Source organism: Streptococcus sp. HSISS2 (assembly GCF_000448665.1).
In the GTDB taxonomy this organism is placed as follows: domain Bacteria; phylum Bacillota; class Bacilli; order Lactobacillales; family Streptococcaceae; genus Streptococcus; species Streptococcus raffinosi.
This window is the reverse complement of sequence record NZ_CM002133.1, coordinates 1,481,348-1,496,539: the sequence shown is the minus strand read 5'-3', so window position 1 is coordinate 1,496,539 and position 15,192 is coordinate 1,481,348. Positions and strand designations below refer to the sequence as shown.

General features: G+C 37.4%; 14 protein-coding genes and 3 pseudogenes. 14 read left to right on the top strand and 3 right to left on the bottom strand.

What is annotated here, in order from left to right:
* Nucleotides 1–35: 35 nt before the first annotated feature.
* The 4 genes and pseudogenes from HSISS2_RS06655 to HSISS2_RS06635 all read left to right on the top strand — a co-directional run bounded on the left by HSISS2_RS06655 (nt 36) and on the right by HSISS2_RS06635 (nt 3,063).
* A complete protein-coding gene (locus tag HSISS2_RS06655) occupies nt 36–968 on the top strand; it encodes a manganese-dependent inorganic pyrophosphatase (protein ID WP_021146008.1) in 933 nt (310 codons plus the stop codon).
* A gap of 54 nt (nt 969–1,022) precedes the next feature.
* Nucleotides 1,023–1,704 (top strand): annotated as a pseudogene (locus tag HSISS2_RS06650) (DUF1803 domain-containing protein).
* 351 nt (nt 1,705–2,055) lie between these two features.
* The gene (locus HSISS2_RS10970; protein ID WP_134981426.1) at nt 2,056–2,430 is read left to right on the top strand and encodes a transposase; all 375 of its coding nucleotides are present in this window, start codon (nt 2,056–2,058) and stop codon (nt 2,428–2,430) included.
* Nucleotides 2,431–2,619: 189 nt separating this feature from the next.
* Nucleotides 2,620–3,063 (top strand): transposase, encoded by a 444-nt coding sequence (locus tag HSISS2_RS06635; RefSeq protein WP_134981424.1) that lies wholly within the window; start codon nt 2,620–2,622, stop codon nt 3,061–3,063.
* Between the two features lie 120 nt (nt 3,064–3,183).
* Here HSISS2_RS06635 and HSISS2_RS06630 read toward each other — a convergent pair whose 3' ends face one another.
* Entirely contained in the window at nt 3,184–3,717 is a 534-nt protein-coding gene (locus tag HSISS2_RS06630) for a DUF402 domain-containing protein (RefSeq protein ID WP_004184049.1), read from the bottom strand.
* A 70-nt stretch (nt 3,718–3,787) separates the two neighbouring features.
* Entirely contained in the window at nt 3,788–4,564 is a 777-nt protein-coding gene (gene recX / locus HSISS2_RS06625; RefSeq protein ID WP_021146003.1) for a recombination regulator RecX, read from the bottom strand.
* Between the two features lie 34 nt (nt 4,565–4,598).
* Here recX and rlmD point away from each other — a divergent pair, with 34 nt between their 5' ends.
* Nucleotides 4,599–5,957: a 23S rRNA (uracil(1939)-C(5))-methyltransferase RlmD gene (gene rlmD / locus HSISS2_RS06620; RefSeq protein ID WP_021146002.1), complete on the top strand. Its 1,359-nt coding sequence runs from the start codon at nt 4,599–4,601 to the stop codon at nt 5,955–5,957.
* Nucleotides 5,958–6,067: 110 nt separating this feature from the next.
* A pseudogene (gene asnA / locus HSISS2_RS06615) lies at nt 6,068–7,059 on the top strand (aspartate--ammonia ligase).
* Nucleotides 7,060–7,471: 412 nt separating this feature from the next.
* Here the strand turns inward: asnA and HSISS2_RS06610 are convergent.
* Nucleotides 7,472–8,830: an aspartate kinase gene (locus HSISS2_RS06610; RefSeq protein WP_021146000.1), complete on the bottom strand. Its 1,359-nt coding sequence runs from the start codon at nt 8,828–8,830 to the stop codon at nt 7,472–7,474.
* Between the two features lie 126 nt (nt 8,831–8,956).
* On the opposite strand from HSISS2_RS06610, the gene HSISS2_RS06605 reads away from it, so the two are divergent.
* From HSISS2_RS06605 to fabG, 8 genes and pseudogenes are all read left to right on the top strand, one after another.
* Nucleotides 8,957–9,595: an HAD family phosphatase gene (locus HSISS2_RS06605; RefSeq protein WP_021145999.1), complete on the top strand. Its 639-nt coding sequence runs from the start codon at nt 8,957–8,959 to the stop codon at nt 9,593–9,595.
* Between the two features lie 210 nt (nt 9,596–9,805).
* Nucleotides 9,806–10,597 (top strand): enoyl-CoA hydratase, encoded by a 792-nt coding sequence (locus tag HSISS2_RS06600; protein ID WP_021145998.1) that lies wholly within the window; start codon nt 9,806–9,808, stop codon nt 10,595–10,597.
* Between the two features lie 103 nt (nt 10,598–10,700).
* Complete coding sequence (locus tag HSISS2_RS06595; protein WP_004184037.1) at nt 10,701–11,135, top strand: MarR family winged helix-turn-helix transcriptional regulator; 435 nt, start codon at nt 10,701–10,703, stop codon at nt 11,133–11,135.
* A complete protein-coding gene (locus tag HSISS2_RS06590) occupies nt 11,135–12,097 on the top strand; it encodes a beta-ketoacyl-ACP synthase III (RefSeq protein ID WP_021145997.1) in 963 nt (320 codons plus the stop codon). The genes HSISS2_RS06595 and HSISS2_RS06590 overlap by 1 nt, the downstream gene beginning before the upstream one ends.
* 63 nt (nt 12,098–12,160) lie before the next feature.
* Nucleotides 12,161–12,451 (top strand): acyl carrier protein, encoded by a 291-nt coding sequence (locus HSISS2_RS06585; protein WP_021145996.1) that lies wholly within the window; start codon nt 12,161–12,163, stop codon nt 12,449–12,451.
* A gap of 38 nt (nt 12,452–12,489) precedes the next feature.
* On the top strand, nt 12,490–13,455 hold the full coding sequence (fabK, locus tag HSISS2_RS06580; RefSeq protein ID WP_004184032.1) for an enoyl-[acyl-carrier-protein] reductase FabK: 966 nt from the start codon (nt 12,490–12,492) through the stop codon (nt 13,453–13,455).
* Between the two features lie 22 nt (nt 13,456–13,477).
* Complete coding sequence (fabD, locus tag HSISS2_RS06575; RefSeq protein ID WP_042767051.1) at nt 13,478–14,398, top strand: ACP S-malonyltransferase; 921 nt, start codon at nt 13,478–13,480, stop codon at nt 14,396–14,398.
* A gap of 12 nt (nt 14,399–14,410) precedes the next feature.
* Nucleotides 14,411–15,144, top strand: a pseudogene (gene fabG / locus HSISS2_RS06570) (3-oxoacyl-[acyl-carrier-protein] reductase).
* The last annotated feature ends 48 nt before the right edge of the window (nt 15,145–15,192 follow it).

Here is a 15,192-nt window from a genome sequence, read left to right as displayed (position 1 = left end):
TTAATGATTTATAATATTATTTTTGAGGTGAATTTATGTCTAAAGTATTTGTTTTTGGTCATCAAAATCCTGATTCTGATGCTATTGGTTCTTCGTATGGTTATGCTTATTTGAAACGTCAGCTTGGTGTTGACGCTGAGGCAGTTGCTTTGGGTGCTCCAAATGAGGAAACTGCTTTTGTTCTTGACTATTTCGGAGTTAAGGCTCCTCGTGTTGTTAACTCAGCACAAGAAGAGGGTGTTAATCAAGTTATTCTTACTGACCACAATGAGTTTCAACAATCAATTTCTGATATTAAGGATGTTCAAATTATTGAAGTAGTCGATCACCATCGTGTAGCTAATTTTGAAACGGCTAATCCTTTAATGATGCGCCTTGAACCTGTTGGTTCTGCTTCTTCAATTGTTTATCGTATGTTTAAAGAAAATAATGTTGAAGTTCCTAAAGAAGTTGCCGGTTTGCTCTTGTCTGGTTTAATTTCTGACACTCTTCTTCTCAAATCTCCAACTACTCACGCTACAGATCCTGCAGTTGCAGCTGATCTTGCTGAAATTGCTGGTGTTAATTTGGAAGAATATGGTCTTGCAATGTTAAAAGCTGGTACTAATCTTTCTTCCAAGTCTGCTGAAGTACTTATTGATATTGATGCTAAAACTTTTGAGTTGAATGGTAATAAAGTTCGTGTAGCTCAAGTTAATACAGTTGATATTGCTGATGTTCTTTCTCGTCAAGAAGAAATTGAAGCAGCTATTAATACTTCAATCAAGGATAATGGTTATTCTGATTTTGTTTTGATGATCACTGATATTCTTAATTCAAATTCAGAGATTCTTGCCCTTGGTTCTAATCCTGATAGGGTTGAGAAAGCTTTTGATTTTGTTCTTGAAAATAACCATGCTTTCCTTGAGGGAGCTGTCTCACGTAAAAAACAAGTAGTACCTCAATTAACTGAAAGCTTTAATGCTTAAAAAATAGGCCTTTAGGCCTTTTTTTGTAATCTGAATAATGGTATAATACTTTCTATGATAAAACAATTTAACCCAGACAAATTATCCAAACAACCATTTTTTATTGATTTGATTAATTTTCTATATTTAAATCAGCCTGTAACATTACGGGAGATAAAAAAGAGTTTTCTTCTCAGGAAAATATAGACCGTTTGATAGAAGAATTTGTGAAGGCAAACTATATTGAACGTTCTAATAAACGATATTCTTTATTAATTAGTTTTTTTCTGATGTTTCTACAGTTGATTTGGATCAGCATTTATTTATTGATGATGCCACTTCTCTTTATCAAGAATTAATAGGTCGTCGTTTTAGGACTAAAGTTTTGAATTCTACTAATGATGTTATTATTCAAGAGTACACCAGTATAACGAGAGATGATAATACAATTTCTAATTATTTTTATAAGTTAAGAGAAAATTTACCATTTTCGGAAGAACAGAATAGGTTATATAATTTATTAGGAGATGTCAATCCGGAGTATTTTTTGAAGTACGTAACAACTTTTCTTCTGAAATTTGTTAGGAAAGATGTTTTGCTTCAAAAGAGGAGGAACATCTTTGTCGATGCTTTAGAAATACTGGGATATATTATCCAAGTGGAAGAGGGGCATTATACTTTGAATATGTATTTAGATATTGATGGTTTAGTTTATAGTACAAAAAACTCTAAGCAGGCAGAGCCTGCTAACTCGTGACAGAAAAAGAAGTTTAACCTATAATTAAGCTGAACAATGCAAATCCGTGGTCTTTAATAGGGCTTTTCTAGTCTGTACAAAAAACTGGATGAACAAGAGTCATGAGATAACTCGAATATGCCATGAGCATGAAAATAAAATTACTAGTAGCCTCTTGTTCTATTGTTCAAATAGTTAACAGGAGGTTTTTATAATGGAAGTCATGATTGAGACTTGTTGTGGAATTGATGTCCATCAAAAGTCTATCGTTTGTTGTATTCTAGATGGTCCACTAGATACCAATAAGCCAAAGAAAATTCAGAAAAATTTGGTACAACAACTATAGCTCTCCAAAATGCCTTAGATTGGTTATTGGAAAATCACGTCACACATGTCTTTTTTGAAAGCACTGGCCAATATTGGGTGCCACTCTTTAATATATTTTCAGACTCAGAACTCAATTTGATATTAGCTAACCCTCAACATATCAAGAATGTGCCTGGTCGAAAAACAGACATGAAAGATGCAGAATGGATTGCACAGCTCGGACGTTGTGGACTTATTGAGCCATCTTATATTCCTAACTCTGAAGTGATGCAGTTACGTTTACTCACTCGTAGGCTACGTTCTTATAAACAACGTCAAACCCAAATAAAGAATGAGATTCATAACCTCCTACAACGTGCTAATATCAAACTAACCAGTTATCTTTCTGATATTTTTCTAAGACGGGGCAAGCACTTTTAAAATTATTCATTAACGGAGAAACAATTAATGTAGAATCTGTTATCCCTTGTATCCAGAAGCGAGTGAAAGCAAGTCCAGAAGAACTCGTTGAAGCGATGGAAGGAAAGTTGTCACTAGAAGACCGCTTCCTCTTAGATCAGAGCTTAGAGGAATATCAGATGTATCAGGAACTCATTGAAAAATTGACCGATGAGATTCAACACTACATCGAAAAGGAGTTTCCCTGAGGAAAATAGGATACTTCAAACCATTCCTGGTGTGAATGAAAACTGTGCTGCCACTATTCTAGCTGAGATTGGACCAACTGTTACAGCCTTTTTATCCGATGCACACTTAGCATCATGGGCTGGACTCTGCCCAGGGTCTTATGAAAGTGCTGGCATTAAGAAATCCTCACACATCACGCAAGGAAATCGATATATCAAACAAGCTTTGACCATGTCGGGATTAATTGCAGCACATTCTAAGGATCCAGCTTTTTATTCTTTTTATAATCGAATTTCCCAAAGAGGAAGCAAGATGAAGGCGATTATTGCTTGTGCTCATAAGATTCTCAGAATCATTTACAAACTACTCTCCACCAAGCAGACTTATCAAAAAGAAAAGGCGCTAGGACTTAGGAAACAGTTCTAACGCCAAAACTAAAAAATTTTCAATTACAGTATAGCACAGGAAGTGATTTTTTGCGCTTTTTTACTGTTTTTTTAAAATAAAAAGACTAGTGATAATTTACTAGTCTTTTTTATGACAACTTTAACGATTCCTTAGTTCAAGATAACGTTTGTACCAGATGTTAACATAAGATTGTGAAAATGGACCCTTTCCATTGTTAATCCAGTCTACCAAGATTTTAACATGTTCCTTTAAGATATAGTCAATGTCGTGAGAGTAATGCATTTCTTTTTTATGGGTTTCATACTCATCTACATCCAGCAATTTTTTTTCACCATCAGCAAAGACTTTGACGTCTAGGTCATAGTCAATATATTTTAGAGCTTCTTGATCCAAAACATATGGACTGGCTAAATTGCAGTAGTAGGAAATGCCGTTATCCCTAATCATGGCTATAATATTAAACCAGTATTTTTTGTGGAAATAAACAATAGCAGGTTCACGTGTAACCCATCTCCTCCCGTCTGCTTCAGTAACGAGGGTATGGTCGTTAACGCCAATAACAGCATTCTCAGTTGTCTTTAGTACCATAGTATCGCGCCAAGTACGGTGCAAACTACCATCATGCTTATAACTTTGAATTGTGATAAAGTCGCCTTCCTTTGGTAATTTCATGGCGTCCTCTTTCTACAATAAAGGTTATCCCCATTATTGTATCATAATTTTGTAAAAAGAGGGAGAAATCCTATAAATATTCTCTAAGAGCAGATGCTATAGCATCAAAATCATAGCCTTTACGAGCTAAAGATTGAGTCAAACGTTGTTTTAGTTCATATCCATTATATTTTTTGCTAAATTTGTTATATTGTTTATCTATTTCTTTATATAGCAAGGCTTGCTCAGTTTCTTCATCTGGTTCCAATTCTAATTGATTGATAGCAAGCTTACTTTCTTGAAATGAGAATCCTTTGTTGATGAGGCTCTGAGTCAATTTATCTTTGAGCGCTTTTGCTGGTAATTTTCCTTGATATTTTCGTAATAATTTTTCAGCTATTTTCATTGCTACTTCTGAAAAATCAAATTGGATTAAAATATCGTCAATAACTTGTTTGTCGCAACCTTTTTGTCGCCACTTTTGTTTAAGGACATAAGCCCCCTTATCGCCTGAGTTAAGATTCTGTTGGGCTAGACTCTCTAGTAGTTTGTAATCATCTATCCAATGGTCTTTTTTAAGATTAGTAATGATTTTTGGGATTATGTGTGGATTGATATCATGTTTAAACAGATAATCTTTTACTTCTTTCTCGGTTCGTTGTTTGAAGGAAATATAATAGAGAGCAAGGTTTTTACCGTGTGACAATTGGGCAAAAATCTTAATATCTTCTAGTTGTTTTTTGTCAATAGTCATGCCTTTAGTTAGCATGTATTTGACGATAGTGTCTTCAGTAACATACAGACTTTCTTTTTGGTCTATCTCAAGGAGATAGAGTCTTTTTTTCTTCTCGATTTTTGTGATTTTCATAGTTATTATTATATCAAAATGTTAGAATGGTAGTATGAATTTACAAGTGAAACAGCGAATCCCGCTTAAGATTAAACGTATGGGAATCAATGGTGAAGGTATTGGGTTTTATAAGAAAACTCTGGTCTTTGTCCCTGGGGCTTTGAAGGGTGAAGAGGTGTTCTGTCAGGTTGTTTCTGTTAGAAGGAACTTTGTTCAAGCCAAATTATTGAAGATTAATAAACCTTCTAAGTTTCGTGTAGAGCCAGAATGTGGCGTCTATAAAGAATGTGGTGGTTGCCAGTTAATGCACCTTCGTTATGATAAGCAATTGGAGTTTAAAACAGACCTGTTAGGACAAGCTTTGAAGAAGTTTAAACCAGAACATTTTGAGTCTTATGATATTCGTCCAACAATAGGAATGAAGGAACCTCGGCATTACCGTGCCAAATTACAATTTCAAACACGTTCATTTGGTGGTGGCTCAGTTAAAGCTGGTTTATTTGCTGAGGGAAGCCATCGTCTCATTAATATCAACAATTGCGTCGTACAAGATAAGCTAACACAGGCTATTGTGAACCAAGTGGTAGTTTTATTGGATAAGTACAAGCTACCGATTTATGATGAACGTAAAATTTCTGGTATTAGGACGGTAATGATTCGACGTGCCTTAGGGTCTAATCAGGCACAGTTAATCTTTGTCACCTCTAAATCGGTTTCTTTCGCTAAGTTGGTCAAGGAGTTAACTGCAATCTATCCTGAAATCGTAACCATTGCTATCAATTATAATTATTCGAAATCTAGTGAGATTTATGGACAGGGGACAGAAATTATTTGGGGACAGGATACAATTAGAGAAGAGGTACTTGATTATAGTTTTGAACTCTCTCCCCGTGCCTTCTATCAGTTAAATCCACAGCAAACAGAAGTACTCTATGGTCAGGCAGTTAAGGCTTTGGATGTGGACAAAAATGACAATCTTATTGATGCCTATTGCGGTGTTGGTACTATTGGTCTTGCTTTTGCAAATAAAGTTAAGGACATTCGAGGTATGGACATTATTCCAGAAGCTATTGAGGATGCACGGAAGAATGCTGAAGCACTTGGGTTGGAGAATTATCACTATGAAGTCGGTAAAGCTGAGGATATTATTCCACGATGGTACAAGGAAGGGTATCGAGCAGATGCTCTTATTGTAGATCCACCTAGAACAGGTCTTGATGATAAGTTACTTCAGACTATCTTAGAGTATGTACCAGAGAAGATGGTATACGTTTCATGTAATGTCTCTACGTTAGCCAGAGATCTTGTTTCTTTAACTCAGGCTTATGAAGTTAATTACATCCAGTCGGTAGACATGTTCCCTCATACTGCTCGAACAGAGGCCGTCGTGAAGTTGACAAGGAAAATGTAATAAAACCTAACATAAAAAACAAGAAATTTTCCAAATTGTTGGAAAATTTCTTTATTTTTCCAATGAATAGGAGTATAATAGGACTATCGATTTTTTTAAAGGAGGAGCGTATGAAAAAGAGCTTCATTCATCAACAAAAGGAAATTTCTTTTGTTAAAAATACTTTTACACAGTATTTGATTGATAAACTTGACGTCATCGAAGTGCAAGGGCCTATTTTAAGCAAGGTCGGGGATGGTATGCAGGATAATTTGAACGGTATTGAAAATCCTGTAACTGTTAATGTGCTTCAAATCCCAGACGCTACATACGAAGTTGTTCACTCATTAGCAAAATGGAAACGCCATACATTGGCTCGTTTTGGTTTTAATGAAGGTGAGGGGCTTGTAGTTAATATGAAAGCTCTTCGTCCAGATGAAGATTCGTTGGATGCAACGCACTCTGTTTATGTTGACCAATGGGACTGGGAAAAGGTTATTCCCGATGGACACCGTAATATTGCTTACTTGAAAGAAACTGTTGAAACTATTTATAAGGTCATCCGTTTGACTGAGCTCGCAGTTGAAGCACGTTACGATATTGAAGCCATTTTGCCTAAGAAAATCACCTTCATCCACTCAGAAGAACTTGTTGAGAAGTATCCTGATTTGACACCGAAAGAGCGTGAAGATGCTATTACTAAGGAATATGGGGCTGTATTCTTGATTGGTATTGGTGGTGTTCTTCCTGATGGCAAACCACATGATGGTCGTGCACCTGACTATGACGATTGGACTACTGAGTCAGAAAAGGGTTACCATGGCTTAAATGGAGATATCTTGGTTTGGAATGAACAGTTGGGTCACGCTTTTGAGTTGTCATCTATGGGTATTCGTGTGGATGAGGATGCTCTTAAACGTCAGGTTGAAATCACTGGCGACCAAGATCGTTTGAAATTAGATTGGCACCAAGCCTTGTTACATGGTCTTTTCCCACTTACAATTGGTGGTGGTATCGGTCAATCACGTATGGCTATGTTCTTACTTCGTAAAAACATATCGGTGAGGTACAAACGTCAGTTTGGCCAGATGATGTTCGTGAAACTTACGAAAATATCTTGTAACTAAAGAAGAGTTAATATGTACTAACCCAAAAAGTTAGACAATTTATTTAAGCAAAGGATTTGGTTCTGTATTATAGAGGACCGAGTCCTTTTAGTTTTGCTTTTATTCGTTTCCTGTTATATGGGAACAGTTGATAAACTAATTCGCTAAGTGAATCTTATTTTATCTAAAGGGGACCATGTCCGTGCTTATAAGAAAAAGGAGTGATACAGAATAATCTGAGTACGATTATTCTGTATCACTCCTTTAAATTTCAAAGGGGCTCATAGTTCTGTTTAAACCTGTAGATAAAGGGAAAGTTACTTTGAAAGATTTATACCTCAACCTCATCTTGAACAATTAGCTACTGTATCATACAGTTATTGCTACACTTATTCAGTCCTTGGAGCTTTTTGTTAAACTGGTAGAAAATTAGTCTTTATTACGGAAGAAGGCATCATAAAGTGCTCTAACGGCTTCTTTTTCTTGCACAGTATCAATAACAAACATAACAGAAACCTCACTAGACCCTTGAGAAATCATTTCTAGGTTAATGTGTTTTTCAGAAAGTGCCTTGGCAGCTGTTGCTGTAACACCTATATGATCTCGCATATTCTCACCTACAATCATAAGAATAGAAAGGCCGTGTTCAAATTCTACATCATCAACACCTAGTTCACGAGTCAAGTATGAGTAGATTTCTTGTTCTTTAATAGGGGTGAGTTCACGTTCACGAATAATGACTGAGAGGTCATCAATTCCAGAAGGCATGTGTTCCCAACGAATATTTAAATCTTCCAAGATTTGGAGCACCTTACGACCAAAACCTACCTCACGGTTCATAAGATATTTAGTCATGTTAATGCTGACAAATTTATCATCGCTAGCGATACCTACAACAGGTACAGTTGCACCCTTGTGTTCTAGAATAATACGTGTACCTGGGTGCTCAGGATTGTTAGTGTTTTTGATAACCAATGGAATTTTACCACGGTAAGCAGGAAGAAGAGCTTCATCATGCAAGACTGAGAAACCAGCATATGCCAACTCACGCATTTCCTTGTAGGTCAATTCTGGAATCGAATGAGGCTCGTGAACCACACCAGGATGGGCAGCAAAAATACCGTCTACATCAGTGAAGTTTTCATAAAGGTCTGCTTTAACCCCAGCCGCAACGATAGAACCAGTGATGTCAGAACCTCCACGTGAGAAGGTACAGATTTGATTGTCAGTGGTAACACCAAAGAACCCAGGAATAACAAGCACCTCATCTGATTCACGGAGTTCTTCTAGTTTATCATAGGCTCCTGGAAGAATACGGGCATTTCCTGGTTCGTTTGAGACAAAGATACCGGCTTGGCGAGGATGCACATAACGTGCCTCAATACCATTATTACGGAAATACTCAGCAACCAGTTTAGCATTGTTGTCTTCTCCGGCTGCTAGAAAAGTATCATAGAGAAAATCGTTATTATCAATGGGAAGCGTAGCGAGATCAGTAATCGATTTGGCAATTTTAGCCATTTCTGCTGATTTAAAACCTAATTCATCCACCATAGCTTGGTAGCGATTAATAATCCATTCCTGATCAGATTTAACATCAGCTCCTTTTGTATAGTGTTTGTAGTATTTAATCAAAGCGTCTGTTACTTTAGTATCTTCATCGTTTCGTTTACCAGGTGCGGAAACAACGACGAAACGACGTTCAGGATCAGATTTTACAATGTTTAAGACTTTTTCTAATTGTGTGGCTGAAGCGAGTGAGCTTCCACCGAATTTGATGACTTTCATATGTTCTCCAAAAAATTTAAATTACTCAACAATTATAGCAAAATTCTGACAATTTGTCACATTGTTTTTAAAGCCAGTAAGATTTACTTTGATTATGGTACAATAAAATAAAAAGGAGAAACTCCAGTGGTTGAGGCAATTATTTTTGATATGGATGGTGTCCTTTTTGACACGGAAAAGTATTATTATGATCGACGAGCTAGCTTTTTAAACCAAAAGGGAATATCTATAGACCATTTACCTCCATCTTTCTTTATAGGAGGTAACACCAAACGGGTTTGGGAAAATATTTTAAGAGATGATTATGATAAATGGGATGTCTCAACCTTACAGGAAGAGTACAATGCTTATAAGAAAAATCATCCCCTACCTTATAAAAAATTGATTTTTCCTGATGTTTTAAAGGTTTTGAATGAAGTCAAATCTCGAGGGTTAAAAATCGGTTTAGCCTCTAGCTCAGTAAAAGCAGATATCCTAAGAGCTTTGGAGGAAAACCATTTGCAAGGTTTCTTTGATGTGGTGCTCTCTGGAGAAGAATTCAAAGAAAGTAAACCCAATCCGGAGATTTATTTAACCGCATTGAAGCAATTAGGGGTGGAAGCTAATAAAGCTCTCATTATCGAGGATAGTGAAAAGGGAATTGCTGCTGGGGTTGCTGCAGGTGTTGAGGTTTGGGCGATTAAAGATAATCGTTTCGGCATGAATCAAGAAGATGCAAATGGCTTATTAGACAGTCTTAAAGATGTTTTAGATTTATTGAAGTGAAAGAAAGCACCGAGTTTTAATGCTCGGTTTTTTGGTATATTAACCAAAAAACTTAAGTTTATGTTGACCTTTATGTTGACTATGGTATACTAGAAAATAATGGTGAATGATTTGATTATCAAATTATCTATTCATCAAATAAAATATGACAAAAAAGTCAAATAACATGCGGTTTTTATATAGGAACTAGTTATCGGAGGAATGCTAAAAATGGCTTACGAAACAATTCTTTATAGTGTCGAAGAGGGAGTGGCAACTTTGACGCTCAATCGTCCAGAAGTTCAAAATGGGTTTAATATCCCTGTTTGTGATGAAATTATGGCTGCCATTGAGGAAGCTGGTCAGGATGTCTCAGTGAAGTTCTTGGTTATTAAGGCTAACGGAAAGGTCTTTTCTGTTGGTGGTGATCTTGATCAAATGCAAAAAGCGGTTGCCGTAGATGATGTCCAATCTTTGGTTCGTATTGCTGAGCAGGTAAATGAAATTTCTTTTGCTCTTAAAAAATTGCCTAAGCCAGTCATCATGGTAGTTGATGGACCATGTGCAGGTGCTGCAGCTAACTTAGCTGTTGCAGCAGACTTTACGATTGCATCTGATAAAGCTAAATTTATCCAAGCTTTTGTAGGTGTTGGTTTGGCACCTGACGCTGGAGGTCTCTACCTTTTGACACGTTCAATCGGTATTAACCGTGCTACTCAAATTACGATGACTGGAGAACCTGTGTCTGCTGACAAAGCTTTAGATTGGGGAATTGCTTATAAAGTTGTTGAATCAGAAAAACTTGAAAAAACTGTCAGCCAATTAATTAAGAAATTAAATCGTTCTTCAGTAAACTCATTTAAGGCAATTAAAGAAATGGTTTGGGAATCTGAATTTGCAGGTTGGGAAAATTATGCCAAGTTAGAGCTTGATTTGCAGAAATCACTTGCATTTACAGAAGATTTCAAGGAAGGTGTTCGTGCTTATAGTGAACGTCGTCGTCCGAAGTTTCAAGGAAAATAAACTCATTTTCTGAAATTAAAACTAAGGTTTTCTAATTCGACTTGCTAAATTAGTTTGAGTCTGATATAATTTGAAAGTCAAAGTTTATTGAAAGGAGTCTGGTGTGAATTACGATAAAATTGATGGCTATCTTGTTGATATTTTTAATAACGTGGTTATTATCGAAGAAGCAAGTTTGAAAAATTCAAAATTTAATGATGTTTCCCTCAAGGAAATGCATACCATTGATGTGATCGGTACACATCCAGATACAACACCGAGTGCTGTGGCTAAAGAACTTATGCTAACTCTAGGTACTGTGACAACTTCTCTCAATAAACTAGAAAAGAAAGGGTATATTATCCGTACGCGTTCATCTGTTGACCGACGTGTGGTTCATTTGTCACTTTCTAAAAAGGGTCGTCTAGTATACCGTCTTCATCGTCGTTTCCATAAGTCAATGGTGATGAAGATTACAGATGGCTTTAATGACGAGGAATTGAAGGTTATGAGCAAGGGATTGGAAAATCTCCACGCCTTTCTTGAGGAGTTGAAATAATGGCATTTGCAAAAATTAGTCAGGTTGCCCATTATGCACCTGCTCAGGTCGTGACCAATGATGACCTATCAAAAATCATGGATACCAGTGATGAGTGGATTCGCACACGCACAGGTATCCAAGAACGTCGCATCTCATTGACCGAGAATACGAGTGATTTGGCTACCCATGTTGCTCAACAGCTATTAGAAAAGTCAGGAGTATCTCCTGAAGATTTGGACTTTGTTTTAGTTGCAACGATTTCACCAGATAGTTCGATGCCATCGGTGGCAGCGCGTGTTCAAGGAATAATCGGAGCGGTCAATGCTTTTGCCTTTGATATTACTGCAGCTTGTAGTGGTTTTGTCTTTGCTTTGGCAACTGCTGAAAAATTGATTCGTTCGGGTGTTTACAAAAAGGGTCTCGTTATTGGAGCAGAGGTTCTTTCCAAAACTTTGGATTGGTCTGATCGTACTACAGCTGTTCTCTTTGGTGATGGCGCAGGAGGTGTCCTCCTAGAAGAATCTGATGAAGAACATTTCTTTGGAGAGTCCCTAAATACCGATGGTAGCAAGGGTGGTCTGGAGTCAGGAGCTTCGGCGGTAATCTCACCTTATTCTGCTCAAACTGAACAGTCTAACCCGTACATGAAAATGGATGGAAAAGCAATTTTTGACTTTGCAGTGAAGACTGTTTCAAAGAGCATCAAAACATTGGTTGAAGAAAAAGGTGAACCGGATTACTTCCTTCTTCATCAAGCCAATATTCGTATTTTAGATATTATGGCTAAGAAAATTGATGTTAGTCGTGACAAATTTTTGGCAAACATGATGTCTTATGGTAATACCAGTGCGGCAAGTATCCCGATTTTGCTTTCTGAGAACGTAGCAAATGGGACCCTTAAATTAGGCAGCGGTCAAACAATTCTACTATCAGGTTTTGGTGGGGGTTTGACATGGGGCAGTCTTATTGTTAAAATCTAGTTATATAAATTATGCACCAGCATAGATTATAAGAAATATATTTATCTTAAAGGAGAATGTAAAATGGCAGTATTTGAAAAAGTACAAGAAATCATCGTTGAAGAACTCGGGAAAGATGCAGAAGAAGTAAAATTGGAAACTACTTTTGACGAACTTGATGCTGACTCTCTTGACGTATTCCAAGTTATCTCAGAAATCGAAGACGAATTCGATATCCAAATCGAAACTGAAGAAGGTCTTAACACTGTTGGTGACCTTGTTGCTTACGTAGAAGAAAAACTAAATAAGCAGGGCATAGAGAATATTCTTATTAGGGATATTCTCCTTTGTTTATACAATTACTTTGATTATTAAACTATTTATTTGATTAGAAAATCGAAAAAAGGTGAAAAATGAAATCTCGTATTACAGAACTGTTAGGAATTAAATATCCAATCTTCCAAGGTGGTATGGCCTGGGTTGCCGATGGTGACTTGGCTGGAGCCGTTTCAAATGCTGGTGGACTCGGAATTATTGGTGGTGGTAATGCCCCTAAAGAAGTGGTAAAAGCTAATATTGATAAAGTAAAATCAATTACTGACAAACCATTTGGTGTTAATATTATGCTTTTGTCACCATTTGCAGATGACATCGTTGACCTTGTTATTGAAGAGGGTGTAAAAGTTGTTACAACTGGTGCAGGAAACCCAGGTAAATATATGGAACGTCTCCATGAAGCGGGTATCACAGTTATTCCAGTTATTCCATCAGTGGCACTTGCTAAACGTATGGAAAAACTAGGCGCTGATGCCGTTGTTGCAGAAGGTATGGAAGCTGGTGGTCATATTGGTAAATTAACAACTATGACCTTGGTTCGTCAGGTCGCAGACGCAGTTTCAATTCCTGTAATTGGTGCTGGTGGTGTTGCCGATGGTCATGGTATGGCAGCGGTACTTATGTTGGGTGCGGATGCTGTTCAAGTTGGAACACGTTTTGTTGTTGCCAAGGAATCTAATGCACACCAAAACTTCAAAGATAAGATTTTGAAGGCTAAAGACATTGACACTGTTATCTCTGCCTCTGTTGTGGGACACCCAGTTCGTGCGATTAAGAATAAATTGGCTACAGAGTACAATCAGGCTGAAAAAGATTTCTTGGCTGGTAAGAAAACTCAAGAGGAAATTGAAGAGCTTGGTGCAGGTGCACTTCGTAATGCCGTTGTTGATGGAGATGTGGAATATGGTTCAGTTATGGCTGGACAAATTGCAGGTCTTGTTCGTAAAGAAGAAACTTGTGCAGAAATCTTGGAAGATTTGTACACAGGTGCTGCTAAGGTAATTAAAGAAGAAGCTGCTCGTTGGGCAGATGTAAACGTCTAAAAACGTCGAAAGGATTAGGATAGTGACAAAACGTGCGTTCTTATTTGCTGGTCAAGGAGCTCAGAAATTGGGTATGGCAAGCGATTTGTATGCGACTTATCCAATTGTCAAAGAAACATTTGATACAGCTAGTCGTATTTTAGGTTATGATTTGCGTGAATTGATTGATTCTAACGAAGAAAAGCTTAATCAAACACGTTACACACAGCCAGCTATTTTGACAACGTCAGTAGCTATTTATCGTCTCTTGGCAGAAAATGGTATCACTCCTGATATTGTTGCCGGCCTTTCTCTTGGGGAATATTCTGCCCTAGTGGCGGCTGGTGCCCTTTCATTTGAAGATGCAGTAGCCTTGGTTGCTAAACGTGGTGAATTCATGGAAACTGCAGCTCCAGCTGGAAGTGGAAAAATGGTTGCTGTCATGAATACAGACCCTAGTTTGATTGAAGAGATTTGTCAAAAAGCTTCTGAAAAGGGTGTGGTGACTCCTGCTAACTATAATACTCCAGCACAAATTGTTATTGGTGGTGAAGTTGAGGCAGTTGATTATGCTGTGGAATTACTTAAAGAAGCTGGTGCTAAACGTCTGATTCCTCTTAAGGTTTCAGGACCATTCCACACAGCTTTACTTAAGTCAGCTAGCCAAAATCTAGCGGAAGAACTTGAGAAAGTGTCCTTCAATGACTTTAAACTTCCTTTGGTAGGTAATACTGAAGCTAAAATTATGAAGTCAGAAGAAATCAAAGCGCTTTTGGCACGTCAGGTCATGGAACCTGTACGATTTTACGATTCAATTGCGACAATCCAAAAATTTGGGGTTGATGAAGTGATTGAGATTGGTCCTGGGAAAGTCTTGTCAGGCTTCTTGAAAAAAATTGACAAAAGTCTACCAACTCATAATGTGGAAGATCAAGCGAGCCTTGAGGCCCTTCTTAATGCTTAAAACGAGGTAAACATGGAACTTAAGAATAAAAATGTTTTTGTAACGGGTTCAACACGTGGAATTGGATTAGCCGTGGCGCACAAATTTGCGAGTCTAGGTGCTAATGTTGTCTTGAATGGACGTTCAGAAATTTCTGATGAGTTATTGGCACAATTTGCGGACTATGGTGTAACAGTTATTGGTATCTCAGGTGATATTTCTAATGGCGAAGATGCCAAACGTATGGTTGCAGAGGCTACTGAAAAGCTTGGTAGCATTGATGTTTTAGTAAATAATGCTGGTATCACCAATGATAAGCTTATGCTTAAGATGACTGAAGAAGATTTTGAACGTGTTTTAAAAATCAACTTGACTGGTGCTTTCAATATGACGCAAGCCGTTTTGAAACCTATGTCTAAGGCCCGTCAAGGTGCTATTATCAATATGTCATCTGTTGTAGGTCTCATGGGAAATGTTGGTCAAGCTAATTACGCAGCTTCAAAAGCAGGTTTGATTGGTTTCACAAAATCAGTGGCTCGTGAAGTTGCGGCTCGTGGCGTTCGTGTTAATGCTATTGCTCCTGGTTTCATTGAGTCAGATATGACTGATGCGATTCCAGAAAAATGAAAGACGCTATGATTGCTCAAGTACCAATGAAACGTATTGGTCAAGCAGAAGAAGTTGCTGAAGTCGCAGCTTTCTTGGCTAGCCAAGAGTATCTCACAGGTCAAACTATCGCTATTGATGGTGGTATGACTATGCAATAATTGCTTGTCAATTATCAAGAATTATTTATTTGAATATCCATCCGACAA

Excerpts from the sequence above, each read along its gene's own strand:
- HSISS2_RS06655 (WP_021146008.1), top strand. The coding sequence starts at position 36 with ATGTCTAAAGTATTTGTTTTTGGTCATCAAAATCCTGATTCTGATGCT.
- HSISS2_RS06635 (WP_134981424.1), top strand. The coding sequence starts at position 2,620 with ATGAGATTCAACACTACATCGAAAAGGAGTTTCCCTGAGGAAAATAGG.
- HSISS2_RS06630 (WP_004184049.1), bottom strand. The coding sequence starts at position 3,717 with ATGAAATTACCAAAGGAAGGCGACTTTATCACAATTCAAAGTTATAAG.
- recX (WP_021146003.1), bottom strand. The coding sequence starts at position 4,564 with ATGAAAATCACAAAAATCGAGAAGAAAAAAAGACTCTATCTCCTTGAG.
- rlmD (WP_021146002.1), top strand. The coding sequence starts at position 4,599 with ATGAATTTACAAGTGAAACAGCGAATCCCGCTTAAGATTAAACGTATG.
- HSISS2_RS06610 (WP_021146000.1), bottom strand. The coding sequence starts at position 8,830 with ATGAAAGTCATCAAATTCGGTGGAAGCTCACTCGCTTCAGCCACACAA.
- HSISS2_RS06600 (WP_021145998.1), top strand. The coding sequence starts at position 9,806 with ATGGCTTACGAAACAATTCTTTATAGTGTCGAAGAGGGAGTGGCAACT.
- HSISS2_RS06590 (WP_021145997.1), top strand. The coding sequence starts at position 11,135 with ATGGCATTTGCAAAAATTAGTCAGGTTGCCCATTATGCACCTGCTCAG.
- HSISS2_RS06585 (WP_021145996.1), top strand. The coding sequence starts at position 12,161 with ATGGCAGTATTTGAAAAAGTACAAGAAATCATCGTTGAAGAACTCGGG.
- fabK (WP_004184032.1), top strand. The coding sequence starts at position 12,490 with ATGAAATCTCGTATTACAGAACTGTTAGGAATTAAATATCCAATCTTC.